Raw genomic sequence first — 15,287 nt, 5'->3', positions numbered from 1 at the left:
AACAAATATTAATTATATTTTCAACATTAACTTGGAAAACATTTTTTATTTACCTTAAAAACACAGACGACAACAAAAAACTAACGCAACATCCTCTCCTCAAAAACAAAAAACCCGCATTCAAACCGGAATGCGGGTGGCTTTAAGTAAGGTAAAGCAGTGGATTATTAATAGAACTGGAAATTAGAACGAGTACTTCGCTACAAACTTAAGGCCGTAACCGTCTTTCTTCTCTTCGCCTTGCTTTTCTACAGAACCAGTTTGAACGACAAAGTCTGTTTTGAATGAATCTGTTACATCGTAGCCAAGACCTAGGTATGCAGTTTGCGCTTCTACAGCCGTACCTTGTAGGTCACCGTCTGCGTATTGAAGTGAACCGTAAACTTTGAAACAGTCAAATGTGTACGCTGCTGCTACAGAGTAAGTTTCACCGTCGTTTGGAGATTCAAGCTTAAGTTCAACACTGTCGCTTGCTTTCAAGCTCGCTGCGTTTTCGAAAGAAATGAATGCCGCGCCAAATTTGAAATCACCCAGTGTTACGTCACCTGCTAAACCGACAGAGTTCGCTTTGTCACCGTCAGAACCGTAAGCTACCGCTGCAGAAAAATCGTCTACTTTGTAGTTTAGAGATGTAGCAAAGTTTGCTTCGTTGTCTGAGTCACTGTCCGTTTCGTAGTTTGCTGAAAACTCAAGATCGTTGATTGTTTTCTTGTAACGGATACCTTGGCCATCTACACCACCTTGACCGATGATGTATAGGTTAGAACCTTCTCCTTGTTTCGCTTTTTCAACTGCACCGAATGAGTTACCTGTATCACCGAAAGAGAAGTTACCGTAAGTAGTGTGGTCAAATTCTAATTTAATATCAGCGAATTCTGCATTACGGTTTTCTTTTGTCACACTGTCGCCAGCATTAATTGCGAAAGAACCGATTAGTTTCGCATCTTCATTCAATTGATGCGTACCTTTAACTTTTAGGTGTGCATCTGTAAATACGTGTGGTTCTTTCTTTTTATCATCAGCATTAACGTAGATTGCGATACCTTTTGCCCAACCTGACATTTCAACTGTATTTTCGTCTGATTTGTAAATTTCGCCAGCTGCTGCTGCACCAGTAAATAGAACAGAAATTGCAATAGCTAAAGGTTTGATGTTCATATCGTACTCCATGTGTTGCATAATTTTCATCGCAACTAATTGTATTAAAAGTATTTATAGGCTAAGAGATTACATTCTTATGCTGAATGTGCTTCTGAGATAATATTATCGAAATAAATTTAATTTAAAATTGAAATGTTATTTTAATTTTAATAAACAAGATCAAGATCATAATTAAACCCATATTTGCAAAGTCACGATATGCAGTTTCATGCATTTAAATTACTAGTTTGCGGCGTATTTTATTGATTAAGATCAAACGCAAGAACAATCATTATTGAGGTGGCGGGGTTTGATATATAAATATGTTTTAAAAACAAACAATACAGTGATGATAAAATTGTGAAATAATAAAAATAAAAATTAGATATGAATCGCAATTCTATTTATAGATATATTCTTTATTATTTTAAAAATGCTAAGGGCGGGATTGGATATATAAATATATCTCTGAACATTGAAGATAATTGATTTCGCATCTTTGAGGATTATGATTTTCACATGAATGAGACGCTGGCTAAACAGCAGACAAGAGCCCTATATCCAGCATGATGCTCGAGTGCTTGCGCGTATAAATGCTGTGTTCCAGGTTTCTGAGGGGTGGGATGTTATGATGAGTTCGTAAGCTTTGCAGATTCAACCAACCCGCAATACTCAGTAGGTCAAAGGGTTTTAAGATAGACAAAATAAAAAAGTCCCCTCATTACTGAAGGGACTCTTTCTAGTGATTTGTAGCGTTCTTAGGTCAGCAATTCATTTATGCTTTTGCTGTCTGTTTGTAGCGGTCAAAGATAACCGCTGCTAGTAGAATTAAACCACGAACAACGTATTGAGAAAACGGAGACATGTTCAGGAGGTTCATCGCGTTTTCTACAGTACCCAGAATAAGTACACCAGCAATAACGTAAGAGACTTTACCGATACCACCTTTTAGCGATACACCACCTAATACACACGCAGAGATAACCACCAGTTCAAAACCAACCGAAGTCATTGGCTGGCCAGAAGTCATACGAGCTGCCAGAATAACACCCGCTAGTGCAGCCATGAAACCAGAGATGGTGTAGATCATCATCTTGGTCTTAACCACGTTTACACCTGCCAGACGTGCAGCTTCTTCGTTGCCACCAATCGCCAGTGTATTACGGCCATAAACGGTGCGATTCAGTAAGAATGTGAAGACAGCGAATGTAATCAGTGTTAGCCAAATTGGTGTCGGAATACCGATGAAAGAAGAATTACCTAACGCGAAGAAGCTCTCTTCTGTGATACCTACCGCTTTACCGTCAGATATGATGTAGCCTAGACCACGAGCGATCTGCATGGTTGCGAGCGTCGTGATCAGTGCGTTGATTTGCAGTTTGGCGATAACAAAGCCGTTTAACAGACCAAATGCCACACCAGAAAGTAGGCCAGCACCCACACCCAGAACGACGCTGCTGGTCGCGTTGATAGCCACAGCGGTGACAACACCTGAACATGCGATTACTGAGGCAACAGAAAGGTCAAGGTCACCACAAGCAAGACAGAACAGCATGGCACATGCCACCATACCACTCATCGAGATTGCCAGGCCTAAGCCTTTCATGTTGATGAAGGTTGCAAAGTAGGGAACGAAAAGGCAGCAGAGTATAAACAGGCCTGCAAACACCATTAGCATTCCGAATTTATCCCAGATTTTACCGAAGCTAAAGCTGCCAGTTTTTGGAGCTGACTCTATCGCTTTTGTAGGGTTAGAAGTAGACATAATGATATTCCTTAATTTTAAGCGGCTGCCGACTCTTCTTTATCTAGCATGGCCAGACGAAGCGCGGTTTGTTCATTAAATTCGTCGCGTTGTAGTTCACCGGTTACCGCGCCGTCTTTCATAACAAGTACACGGTCAGAGATACCCAACACTTCCGGTAAATCGCTGGAAACAACGAGTACCGTTACTCCGTTTTCTGCCAGCTTAAAAATGAGTTCGTAAATTTCAGATTTGGCGCCCACATCGATACCACGAGTAGGTTCATCCAGTAAGATGACGCTCATTGCCGTTGACAACCAACGACCAAGAATCACTTTCTGCTGGTTACCGCCTGATAGCTTGCCAATTGGCTGCTCCAGAGAAGAAGCTTTGACATTCAGCGCTTCTTTTTGCTTCGAGGCATTCTTCTTTTCCCAGTCGAAATCAATCAAGCTCTTGAATTTTAAATGCCAAGGGCGAGCACTGATGTTGGTGTTCTCTTGTACCGACATGATAGGAACGATGCCATCAGCTTTGCGGTCTTCCGAACAAAGCGTAATGCCGTAACGAATTGCATCTTGCGGGTTTTTGACGCCAATTTTGACATCGTGTAAGTAAAGATCGCCGCCTGTCTTTTTGTCTGCACCGAAAATAAGGCGAGTAAGCTCAGTACGACCTGCGCCAACCAATCCAAACAAACCAAGAACTTCACCTTGTTTGACATCCAGTGACACCGGAGCCGTTAACCCTGGGCCTTCAAAGTTTTCAATGCGTAAACCACTCTTACCATGTTCACGCGGGCGGTAGTTGAAGATGTCACTAATTTCACGGCCAACCATCAGTTCAACTAGACGATCGTTAGTCAGCTGAGAAAGGTCAGTAAATGACTGCACGTGCTGGCCATCTTTGAAGATAGTTAATGCATCACACAGGTCGAAGATCTCTTCCATACGGTGCGATACGTACATAATGATTTTGCCCGCATCACGCAGTTCACGGATAACCTTGAATAAGTTTTGAATTTCGCGCTGTGACAAACTACTGGTTGGCTCATCAAATGCGATAATTTGTGCGTTTCGGCTCAGTGCTTTGGCAATTTCAACCATCTGCCATTGGCCAATAGACAACTCTTTTAGCTGGCAAGATGGGTCGAATGTTTCACCTAAACGCTCTAACTGAACTCGTGCGTTCTTGTTGAGGGTTTCTGTATCCACTCGGCCACCCTTGGTCGGTAGTTGACCAAGATAAATATTTTCCGCAACCGTCAACTCAGGAACCAAGTTGAGCTCTTGATAAATAATGGCAATACCGTGCTCAAGCGCATCATTGGTTGAATTCAGCGCTACTTCTTTACCATCAATAGCGATGTGACCTTCCGTAGGCTTATGAAAACCACTTAAGGTTTTGAGTAACGTTGATTTACCAGCACCATTTTCACCCATCAAAGCATGAACACTGCCCGCATCGGCGCGGAAGCTCACGTTGTTCAATGCCTTAACACCTGGGAAGTGCTTCGAGATGTTTCGAAACTCTATGTAAGAGGGGGACTTCGCCATGAAATTCTCTCCGTTAAATCAGTTGGTGACGACCAAGCCGGCCGTCACCTAAAGTGAGCTTACAGCCCTTTTTTCGCCAGTTCGTCTTTGAAGTTGTCACGAGTGATAAGAACAACGTCCGTAACTTCAACAAACTTCTCAGGTTGAACGTCTTCTTTTACCCACTTGTATAGAGACTCGATACTCTTGTAGCCGTGTACGTCCGGGCTAGGTAGTAGTGAACCGTAGAAACCGGTTGGTTGAGATTTCGCAAGCTCGTTAACCGCATCCACACCGTTGATACCAATGCCGATTACGTTGTCTGAACCGAAGCCCTGACCTTCCGTTGCTCGTACGCCGCCTAATACTGTGTTGTCGTTCATACCAACAATTAGCCATTGCTTAACAGTTGGGTATTGAACAAGTAGAGAGTTCGCAGCGTCCAGTGCTCCTGGAATATCATTGGTTTTGGTTGGTACGCGGTAAATTTGATCAGCTGGGAATCCAGATTGCTCCAGAGCCGAGATAGCACCGTCTACGCGGCGACGTGCCGTATCAAGTTCGTCCGCAGTGATTGCCATAACGCCAGTTGTCGACGCATCCCAGCTACGCTTCTGCATTTCTTTGTACAGCTCTGTACCTTGACGTTCACCGATAGCAGTCGCTGCCATCATAACCAATGGTACGTCTGTCATTGGCTCGCCTTTCGCGTTTAGGAACTGGTCATCAACAGTGATCACTTTTAGATCATAGCTTTTCGCTTTCGCCATGATTGCAGGACCTAATTTAGGGTCAGGAGTACAGATAACGAAGCCTTTCGCGCCTTGCGCCGCTAGAGTGTCGATAGCATTCAGGGTTTTTTCGCCATCTGGCACCGCCATTTTTACTACTTCAAAGCCTAAATCTTTACCGGCTTTTTCAGCAAATGACCATTCCGTTTGGAACCATGGCTCTTCAGGTTGCTTAACTAGGTAGCCTAGTCGGGTGTCATCATTTGAACCGAAAAATGCGTTGGCCGAAGCACTAAGCATAGTTACGCCAGATAGGGCAGCGATTGTGAGTAGTTTTTTTAGTTTCATTGTTATCCATCCACTGGTAGAGGTGAGTGTTCGCTATACATATTTGTGGATTTAGGGACATTTGTTAGTGACAAAAATCACAGCGGAAAAATGTAGCGAATTTGTCCATTCATTTAGCCAAAGGGGCTATGACACAGATCTCAATTATGCGACCACTGATCAAAATTCGCAGTAATTGACCCAATACCAGCCTAATGCAAACGTTGAATTCACTGGTTTCTTGCTATTCCGACCTGACAGCAGAAGGTGTTAAAAAGAACACAAAAAATCGTCCATGACGTTTTTGTCCATAAAGTTAGCAGACCTCTTTATGGGATAACGTCCCTCCTCTAGCTATAACAACAAGTAGATTTAGTTTGCTGACCAAAAGCTGGAGCAGTCATGGACACATTAAACACACAACAACAGCATGTCATTGGTTTGGACTTCGGTTCAGACTCCGTACGTGCCCTTATCGTAAATGCACAAACAGGCAGTGAAGTATCTTCGTCTGTCGTCTATTACCCGCGATGGATGAAAGGGCTATATTGTCAGCCTGCTCAATCTCAATTCAGACATCACCCTCAAGACTATTTGGATGCAATGACCAGTGCGATCCAAGAAGTACTGACCACGGTTTCGCCTGAACTGGCCTCTTCCATCGTTGGTATCGGTGTCGATACCACAGGCTCTACACCAGCCCCAATTGATGAAAACGGCAACATCCTGGCATTACTACCGGAGTTCGAGAACAACCCAAATGCGATGTTTGTCCTTTGGAAAGATCACACGTCGGTATCTAAGGCGGATCTGATCAACGAGCTTGCCCACTCAGGTGATTTCACCGATTACACCCGTTACATCGGTGGTATTTATTCATCGGAATGGTTCTGGGCTAAAGCCGCTTGGGTCAGCGAACAAGACGAACAAGTTGCTAAAAGCGCCTACAGCTGGGTAGAACTTTGTGACTGGATTCCAGCGATTCTCGCCGACGCTCAGCATCCACAAAAACTGCGTCGCGGTATTTGTGCTGCCGGACATAAAGCCATGTGGCACGACAGCTGGGGCGGCCTGCCTGACCAAGCGTTTTTAAGCGCGATTTCTCCAACACTGGATGGCATACGCGATCGTATGTTCACAGAAGTATTCACTTCGGACCAAGCCGCTGGTTACTTGTCAAAAGCATGGGCAGAAAAACTGGGCTTGCCAGAAGGCATTGCGATTGCAATTGGCGAGTTTGACTGTCACATGGGCGCGGTGGGCGCCGGTGCCGGTGCCAATGATTTAGTTAAAGTGATTGGTACTTCAACCTGTGACATTTTGATGGTTGAAGCCGATCAGGTTGGCGATCGCACCATTCACGGGATTTGTGGCCAGGTTGAAGGCAGTGCGATGCCAGAGTTACTGGCACTAGAAGCTGGACAATCTGCATTTGGTGATATGTACGCTTGGTTTAAGAACGTTCTGATGTGGCCACTGCAGGCTTACGCTGAGCGCAATCCAGACTTTGCAAAAACCGCTGACGAAATTGCGTCTGACTTATTGCCAATGCTTTCGCAAGCCGCGGAGCAGCAGGGTATCGACAAATACACACCTGTCGCGATGGACTGGCTCAATGGCCGACGCACACCATACGCCAACCAACGACTAAAAGGTGCTATCAGTGATTTGAACCTTGGCAGTGCTTCACCAGCCATCTTCTCAGCGTTGGTTGAGTCAACGGCTCACGGTGCCAAAGCGATTGTGGATTGCTTTATCGAGCAAGACGTCAAGGTTGAACGCGTTATTGCCATCGGTGGTATTGCTCAAAAATCCCCGTTCGTGATGCAGATGTGCGCGGATGTGATTGGTCGAGAAATCATCGTGGTTGAGTCGGATCAATGCTGTGCATTAGGGGCAGCGATATTTGCGGCAGTCGCGGCTGGCGTTTACCCAGACACCAAAGCAGCGCAAGACGTCATGGCAAGCCCTGTTCGTCAAACATACTCACCAAACCCACAAGTGCAAGCTTTGCGAGCAGAGCGCTACGCGACGTATCGTCAACTCGGTCAACACATGGAACAAATGGCAGAGTTCCATCAATCTCAGGAGCGTGAAGATGTCTGAACAAACAACATGGAATGACGTCGACTCCTTCGCTGAACGCATGAAAACGCTTCGTCATCAGGTGTGGCAGGCGAACATGGATCTTCAGCGACATAACCTCGTGACCTTCACCTGGGGCAATGTGTCAGGCATCGATCGCGAATCCGGTTTAGTCGTGATTAAGCCAAGTGGCGTCGAATACAGCGAACTCAGTGCGGAAAACATGGTGGTTGTGGATCTGCAAGGCGAAATCATTGAAGGCAATCTTAAACCTTCTTCCGACACCGCGACGCATCTAGAGCTATACCGCCAGTTCCCGTCAATCGGCGGCATCGTGCATACCCACTCGTCTTATGCGACGTCATGGGCGCAAGCGGGCGCAGCGATTCCAGCCTTTGGCACCACGCACGCGGACTACTTCTACGGTCATATTCCTTGTGCCCGCGCTTTGACTCAACAAGAGATTGAAAGCGACTACGAGTTGAATACCGGCAAAGTCATCGTTGAAACGATTGGCGCAACTGATCCAATGGCGATTCCCGGAATTTTGGTTCGCGAGCACGCGCCATTTACCTGGGGAACCGACCCACATAACGCCGTACATAACGCCGTGGTGGTGGAAGAAGTGGCAAAAATGGCGTTCCGCACACTCTCTATCAACCCGAGTACGTTACCGATTCCACAGACCTTGCTGGATAAGCACTACTTACGCAAGCACGGTAAAGACGCGTACTACGGACAAAAATAACTAACAATTGTCACCTGGCAAGTAGCGAGGCGACCAATGCGACACAGAATAACAGAGGCACTTATGAAAGATTTAACAAACAAATCTGTATGGTTTATCACCGGTTCACAGCACCTATACGGTCCTAAAGTATTGGAGCAAGTGGCAAAGAACAGCGAAGAGATCGTGGCTGGTTTCAACCAGAGCAACGATGTGTGCGTGCCTGTTGTATGTAAAGAAACAGTGAAGTCGCCAGAAGAAATCCTTAACGTATGCCAGCAAGCAAACAACGATGAAAACTGTCTGGGTGTAGTGCTATGGATGCACACTTTCTCGCCAGCAAAAATGTGGATTTCAGGTCTTAAGCAACTGAATAAACCGTTTGTTCATCTCCACACCCAGTTCAGCGAAGCGCTGCCTTGGGAAAGCATCGACATGAACTACATGAACCTGAACCAAAGTGCGCACGGTGACCGCGAATTTGGCTTCATTGGTACGCGTCTTGGCTTGGACCGCCGCGTTATCGTTGGTCACTGGCAGAAACCTTCTGTACGTAAGCAGCTCGACCACTGGTGTCGCGCGGCAATTGGTTGGCACGAGAGCCACACTCTACGTGTCGCTCGTTTTGGCGATAACATGCGCCAGGTAGCGGTAACTGAAGGTAACAAGGTTAGCGCACAAATCGAATTTGGCTTTGAAGTACACGCCTACGGTTTGGGTGAACTGACTGAAGTCGTGAACAAAGTCGAAGACAGCGCAATCAATGCCCTGCTGGAAGAGTACCGCTCAACGTACCGAATCGCTCCGGAGATTTTTGAAACGCCAGAACAGTTGGAAATTCTTAAGAATGAAGCGCGCCTTGAACTAGGCATGGAAACCTTCCTGCAAGAGCGCGGCTGTATGGCGTTTGTGAACACGTTTGAAAACCTGACTGGTTTGACTAACCTACCTGGTTTGGCAACCCAACGCCTAATGGAAAAAGGCTATGGTTACGGCGGCGAAGGCGACTGGAAAACGGCCGCGCTGACACGCATCATCAAAACCATGGGTCAAGGTCTACCAGGCGGTACGTCGTTCATGGAAGACTACACCTACAACCTAACTGGTGAAGGCCAGGTTCTGGGCGCTCACATGTTGGAAGTGTGCCCGACGATCGCCGCTGACAAGCCATCAATTGAGATTCATCGCCATACTATCGGTAAAACTGACGATGTCGCACGTGCGATCTTCAGCGCGAAATCTGGCCCTGCATTAGTGGCAACCCTGATTGATTTGGGTAACCGCTTCCGCTTGTTGGTGAATGAAATTGATACCGTAACACCACCATCAGATCTACCGAACTTGCCTGTGGCACACGCGCTTTGGGAACCTCAGCCTAACCTGGAAGTATCTGCGGCTTCATGGATTCATGCGGGTGGCGCGCACCACAGCGTATACACGCAAAACGTCACTTTAGATATGCTAGAAGACTTCGCTGAGTTTGCGGGTATCGAGCTGGTTGTGATTGACAAGAACACCACCATCCGTGACTTCAAAACAGAGCTGAAGCACAACAGTCTGTTCTACCGTTTTAGCAGCGGTATCTAAAAACACGCATGCACCTATTCGGCTGAGGGGGTCAGTCGAGTAGGTGTTTCGCTATATTTGAACATCCAACTTCTCGCACATCATGCCACCTTCCCTATTAGCTTGAACAATTCCCTACCTCTCGTTTTCGTTACCTATTTTTTTACTGCGCAAAGTAATCGAGTAGAATTTGTGGGTTATGCGTATGCCAAACGAACAAGGATAGCAGTGCGGTCTGTGACAACTATACTGATAAATCCATGCTTAGCATGACAGGTTGTGGCGTAGCGATGTGATATGCGAACTAGGTGCCTGCCATCGCAACAACATAATGGCTGCAACCGATAATTATGGTGAAGCGTTAAAACAACGACTTAAACAACGCTTCCCACTCTGGTTTACTTTTTTGCCGCGCGATTTTGCGGCAAGTTTTAATGCTGTTATACGGAAAATAGAATGCAAAACGATCCCTTGAAACCTGGATATGACTTCAATGCTCATTTAGTTGCGGGTTTAACGCCAATCTCAAAAGGCAACGATCTAGACTTTGTTATTGACCGTCCTCATGGGATGAAGGGCTTTATCATCAATTTGACGGTAAAAGGTCAGGGCACCGTATTTCACGGTGACGAATCATTTACGGTTAATGAAGGCGATTTACTACTCTTTCCAACGGGTGTACCGCACTACTACCACCGCTCAGAAGAGGCTGAAGACTGGCATCATCGCTGGATCTATTTTCGCCCTCGCGCCTACTGGATAAACCGTCTTAAGTGGGAAAGCTGCATCAACGGTGTGTTTATCACTAAAGGTGTGCACATTGACGCTCAGGAAAAGCTCGAGCAGCTGTTTAAGCAGATTGAAGACCTGAGTAAAAAGGACGAGCCCTACAGCGATGAGTTGACGCTCAATTTGCTAGAGCAGCTATTGATACGCTGTAAAATGAACCAGCCGAACCTGATCAAAAAACTCGTTGATCCAAGAATCACCAACGTGTTGAATTACATGGCCAAACACCTCAATGAAGATTTCAGCAACGAAAAATTAGCCGATCTTGTGTGTTTGTCGCCCTCCAGATTGGGGCATTTATTCCGCGACGAAGTTGGGATGACTATCATCCAGTGGCGTGATGACCAACGAATTAGCCGAGCGAAACAGTTACTGGTGACATCGAACTATTCCATCAACCAAATTTCTCGCTTGATTGGCTATTCGGACCCACTCTATTTTTCGCGCGTGTTTAAGAACAAAGCCGGGCTAAGCCCGAAACTCTATCGTGAGAAAGTGATGTAAGTAACCTTAAGACGCTGAGTATACATGTCGGGCAGGAATCTCTCCTGCCCGAATTATTTATGATTATTGAAAGTTGAACTGGTAACTGGTTTGATGCTGATAGAACGACTTTTGAGTAATAAAGCGTTTGTTCGCCTCTGGCCATTCTGGATGGTTTGGGCAATCCGGTAAGAACTGAGTTTCAAGCGCTAGGCCTTGATAATCGCGATACTCACCATTGCGAGAAGGCGTACCTGCCAAGAAGTTACCGCTGTAAAACTGAATCGCAGGTTTATCGGTAAACACTGACATCTCCACCAGCTTGTCTGAGCTAGTCAGGCGAGCGATAGTGCTGACGCCATCCGTTAACTCTTCGGGTAAGGTAAAAGCGTGGTCATAGCCTTTGGCTAGCTTCTGGTCTTCATCCTCTAACAATCGATCTCTGATTACCTGAGAGCTACCAAAGTCAAAACTGCTCCCTTGTACTGCTTTCAGCTCACCAGTCGGGATGAGCTGGTCATCTGTAGGTAAATACTCGTTCGCCAGTAGTTGCAGATCATGATCAAGAATGGTTTTGCCAGATTCCGCGCCGTCTAAATTAAAGTAGGCGTGGTTGGTCAGGTTTATTGGACAGTCCTGGTCACAAATCGCCGAGTATTCGATGCACAGCTGATTGTTTTCCGTCAGCGTATAAGCCACTTCAGCAGTAAGATTCCCCGGGAAGCCTTGGTCACCATCGGGAGACATCAAACAGTAAGTAATGTGTGAATCGCTTTTGTCTTTCACTAGCCAGCGGCGTTTATCAAAACCTTCAATACCGCCATGTAGGCTGTTACCATTATTGTTGCGAGTAATGGAATAGGTTTGTCCGTTTAAGTTGAACTGCCCCTTAGCAATGCGGTTGGCGAACCGGCCAATGGTCGCACCTAAAAAAGCAGAATGAGACTGATAATCGTGCAGCGAGGTCATGCCGAGCAGAACTTCTCTTGGCCCAGAAGAAGTCGGAAGCTGACAACTTAGCCATGTGGCACCAATGTCCATAAAGGTGGCTGTCATGCCGTGATGATTACGTAATATATGAACCGTCGCAGGCTTACCATCGGTGAAAAGATCGTGCTCAATCGCAGCCTTGATCGAGTCGGGTGGGATAATGCTGTTGGGCATAGAGGCTCCTTTCAAAAACACAGTACCTGCAAATCGCAGGTACTGATATAACAGGATTAAATCGCTTCGCCGAAGAGTGGGAAACCATCTTTCCAAATGAGGCGTTTGATACGCGTATGGCGGTTAGGGTCCCAGAGTGGGTCGCCTTCAATTTCGGTGTAATCACGCGCATGATAAACCAATAGGTCGTGGCCTTCTTCATCAACGGTAAAGCTGTTGTGACCTGGCCCGTAAATCTTTTTCTCCCAGTTGGTTTTAAACACTGGTTGTTTGGATTTCACCCAGCTTTTCGGGTCTAGCAGGTCACTATTTTCATCTGCATAGAGCAATCCCATGCAATAGTTTTCGTCGGTCGCACTGGCGGAATACGTCATCCAGAATTTACCATGGCGGTGAATTACCGATGGCCCTTCGTTAACCCAAAAGCCGATTTGCTCCCACTCAAACTCTGGAATTGTCAGGCACTGTGGCGCGGTACGCAGCTTGGTTGGCGTTTCCAACTCAGCAATGTACAAGTTTGAGTTACCGCCGATGTTGTTGTCCTTTTGTGCCCACACGTAGTAGTTAACGCCATTGTGACTGAACGAGGTCGCATCCAGACAGAATGTATCCATACCAGTGTCGATTTGCCCTTCGAACGTCCATTCCGGTGTGATCGGATTCGGGTTCGAATTCGATATCGCGTACATACGGTGCTGGAACAAGCCATCGATGATTTCTCTAGACGGTGCGGCAGCAAAGTAGACATACCAAGCGTTATCGATAAAGTGCAGCTCTGGCGCCCAGATTAAATCACTGTATGGGCCTGTATCTGGCTTGTACCATGCGTTGATCAGTTCGCTGGTCGTGTCGAGCTCCGCGATGGTCTTTGCTCGACGAATCTCAATGCGATCGTATTCCGGTACCGAAGCGGTGAAATAGTAGTAGCCATCCGTGTGTTTGTAGATGTGCGGATCGGCACGTTGCTCGATAATAGGGTTTACGAAATCAGTCATACTGCTTACCTTAATTTGCGTAATTTGATTGTGGTTTTGAAGATTGAACGTCACTTAGGTTTTTCTCTTCTTCCAGGATGTTCGTTGCCGTCATCGACTGGTAGTACTTATCGGTCACTTTGTATTTGAACATCAGCGAACCCATTAAGAAGTGGAAGAAACCAGGGATCACCGTCAGCATCAGTGCAATACCAGTCAGTGCGTAATCCGATTGCGCTTCATTTGGTACGTAGTTAAAGAATGTCAGCAGCCAACCAACCACTGCGCCGCCGATACCCATACCTAGTTTTTGGCTAAATGAGATACCGCCAAACGCAAGGCCAGACACACGTTGACCGGTTTTGTAAGCGCCGTAGTCGACCGCTTCCGCAATGGCTGACCAGAACACCGGTGCGTGTAAATCCACCACGAAAGAAACCAAGAAGTACAACACGAATGCCAGTGCTAAGTCATCACGACCAACGAAAACGTACAGCATCGCGCTTAGTAGCAGCACCGCGACCTGGCTGTAACGGAAAAGTTTAATTTTGCAGTACTTTTTAGTAATCCAAGTTGATGCCACCATCGCCAGAATCGCCGCGCCGACACCCGTCGCAAGGAAGGCTGAAATTGTGCCTGCGTCACCACCGAGGTAGTACTTAGCGTAATACGCAGCCACTGAACCACGAATTACGTAGCCGATAGTGCCCGTGACACATACCGCGCAAAGCACCAGCCATTGGTCGTTTTGCATCAACAACTTAACTTGGTCTTTAAATGACTTTTTGTCGACCACGTGTTCAATACGTTCTTTGGTGGTCGCGAAACAGAACAAGAACAGCAGTGTGCCCATCAGTCCCATAAGCCCCATCGAGTATTGGTAACCCAATTGAATGTTGTCTTGACCCCAAGCTGCTGATAGCTGCGGTACGATAATGGTGACCAGAAACGCCGCGATTTTAGCGAAGAATAAGCGATAACCGTTCGCAGACAATCGCTCTTTCGGGTCATCGGTCATCACACTGATGAGGGAAATGTAAGGAATGGTTACCGCGGTAAACATGACCGTGACAAAGATGTACGTCGCGTAAGCGTAAACCAGCTTGGTGTTGTAATCGCCATCTGGCGTGCTGAAAGCGAGGTAAACCGAGATTCCGAAAGGAATGGCTAGAAAGAGTAGATACTGGCGGTAACGTCCCCAACGAGAGGTAAACTTATCAGTAATCATACCCATCACCGGGTCGGTCACTGCGTCGATTAATCGAACTACGATAAATAGCATCGCTAAGTCTTCGGGTTTAATACCAAAAATATCCGTATAGAAGAAGGTAATGATTAACATCATTGATGAAATCACCACGTTGACCGCCATGTCACCGGCTCCGAAACCGATTTTCTCAAGGACAGGTAATTTATATTTATACATAGGGACGAATCCATTGTTTTCACGATGACAGGGATACTACTTAGGAATCAGAAGACTGGCTGTTAGGAATCTCATAGATACATGGTGATAGCGGTTTTGTGCATGCCTTCAGCCAATCTGTTTATGTGACAGGATGCGAATCAAGACGTCAGGACGAATAAATTACGATAACTACGGCAGTACAACCTTATAAAGGACAATCAGTCACTGGTTGGAGTAAGGTTATCTTGAACACGACGCAGACACTGACTACAATGGCGCACTTTCTTTACGGAATCCAGGTCATAAAATGAACGACACTACTAAACCAGCTCTACCAGATCGCCTTGCAGGTAACCCTCGTAGCCCATTCTTCGTGAAAGAGTGCTTCGACCACCAAATCGGTATTCGTTTCAACGGCAAAGAACGTACTGACGTTGAAGAATACTGCGTGAGCGAAGGCTGGGTAAAAATCGCGTCTCCAAAAGCAAAAGACCGTTTCGGTAACCCAATGCTGATCAAACTGAAAGGCGAAGTTGAAGCGTACTACGTGTAAGCCTTCCTTTCTGCTCATAAAGCCTGGTTTATCCAGGCTTTATTGTTTCTAGAGCCACGTA

Annotated in this window: 12 protein-coding genes; 5 read left to right on the top strand and 7 right to left on the bottom strand. The window is 46.3% G+C overall.

The features are described 5' to 3' along the window. Positions 1-183 precede the first annotated feature (183 nt). The 4 genes from DBX26_RS21380 to DBX26_RS21365 all read right to left on the bottom strand — a co-directional run bounded on the left by DBX26_RS21380 (position 184) and on the right by DBX26_RS21365 (position 5,498). Positions 184-1,158 carry a porin gene (locus DBX26_RS21380; protein ID WP_014235068.1) on the bottom strand — a complete coding sequence of 325 codons (975 nt, stop codon included), beginning with the start codon at positions 1,156-1,158 and terminating at the stop codon, positions 184-186. 757 nt (positions 1,159-1,915) lie between these two features. Next, positions 1,916-2,905 carry an L-arabinose ABC transporter permease AraH gene (araH, locus tag DBX26_RS21375; RefSeq protein ID WP_014235069.1) on the bottom strand — a complete coding sequence of 330 codons (990 nt, stop codon included), beginning with the start codon at positions 2,903-2,905 and terminating at the stop codon, positions 1,916-1,918. Between the two features lie 17 nt (positions 2,906-2,922). After that, a complete protein-coding gene (gene araG, locus DBX26_RS21370) occupies positions 2,923-4,440 on the bottom strand; it encodes an L-arabinose ABC transporter ATP-binding protein AraG (RefSeq protein WP_014235070.1) in 1,518 nt (505 codons plus the stop codon). Positions 4,441-4,499: 59 nt separating this feature from the next. Continuing rightward, complete coding sequence (locus DBX26_RS21365) at positions 4,500-5,498, bottom strand: arabinose ABC transporter substrate-binding protein (protein ID WP_081281040.1); 999 nt, start codon at positions 5,496-5,498, stop codon at positions 4,500-4,502. A gap of 381 nt (positions 5,499-5,879) precedes the next feature. Between DBX26_RS21365 and DBX26_RS21360 the strand changes: the two genes are divergently transcribed. The 4 genes from DBX26_RS21360 to araC all read left to right on the top strand — a co-directional run bounded on the left by DBX26_RS21360 (position 5,880) and on the right by araC (position 11,148). Next, on the top strand, positions 5,880-7,583 hold the full coding sequence (locus DBX26_RS21360; RefSeq protein WP_118120826.1) for a ribulokinase: 1,704 nt from the start codon (positions 5,880-5,882) through the stop codon (positions 7,581-7,583). After that, the gene (locus DBX26_RS21355; protein WP_020335000.1) at positions 7,576-8,310 is read left to right on the top strand and encodes an L-ribulose-5-phosphate 4-epimerase; all 735 of its coding nucleotides are present in this window, start codon (positions 7,576-7,578) and stop codon (positions 8,308-8,310) included. Before DBX26_RS21360 ends, DBX26_RS21355 begins: the two co-directional genes overlap by 8 nt. 63 nt (positions 8,311-8,373) lie before the next feature. Beyond that, complete coding sequence (gene araA, locus DBX26_RS21350) at positions 8,374-9,876, top strand: L-arabinose isomerase (protein WP_065300589.1); 1,503 nt, start codon at positions 8,374-8,376, stop codon at positions 9,874-9,876. A gap of 435 nt (positions 9,877-10,311) precedes the next feature. Then, positions 10,312-11,148: an arabinose operon transcriptional regulator AraC gene (gene araC, locus DBX26_RS21345; protein ID WP_014235075.1), complete on the top strand. Its 837-nt coding sequence runs from the start codon at positions 10,312-10,314 to the stop codon at positions 11,146-11,148. A gap of 63 nt (positions 11,149-11,211) precedes the next feature. On the opposite strand, the gene galM is transcribed toward araC, so the two are convergent. From galM to DBX26_RS21330, 3 genes are read right to left on the bottom strand one after another with little or no spacing between them, the layout of a single operon-like run. Continuing rightward, positions 11,212-12,291 carry a galactose-1-epimerase gene (galM, locus tag DBX26_RS21340; protein WP_118120825.1) on the bottom strand — a complete coding sequence of 360 codons (1,080 nt, stop codon included), beginning with the start codon at positions 12,289-12,291 and terminating at the stop codon, positions 11,212-11,214. 56 nt (positions 12,292-12,347) lie between these two features. After that, the gene (locus DBX26_RS21335) at positions 12,348-13,286 is read right to left on the bottom strand and encodes a glycoside hydrolase family 43 protein (protein WP_065303162.1); all 939 of its coding nucleotides are present in this window, start codon (positions 13,284-13,286) and stop codon (positions 12,348-12,350) included. 10 nt (positions 13,287-13,296) lie between these two features. Further along, positions 13,297-14,691, bottom strand: coding sequence for an MFS transporter (locus tag DBX26_RS21330; RefSeq protein ID WP_020335004.1), 1,395 nt, complete (start codon positions 14,689-14,691; stop codon positions 13,297-13,299). 289 nt (positions 14,692-14,980) lie between these two features. Here DBX26_RS21330 and DBX26_RS21325 point away from each other — a divergent pair, with 289 nt between their 5' ends. Continuing rightward, complete coding sequence (locus DBX26_RS21325; RefSeq protein ID WP_014235079.1) at positions 14,981-15,226, top strand: DUF3297 family protein; 246 nt, start codon at positions 14,981-14,983, stop codon at positions 15,224-15,226. Positions 15,227-15,287 lie beyond the last annotated feature (61 nt).

This window comes from Vibrio sp. dhg (assembly GCF_003443775.1).
Taxonomy (GTDB): domain Bacteria; phylum Pseudomonadota; class Gammaproteobacteria; order Enterobacterales; family Vibrionaceae; genus Vibrio; species Vibrio natriegens.
The sequence above is the reverse complement of the archived record's forward strand: the minus strand, read 5'-3'. Positions and strand labels throughout refer to the sequence as shown.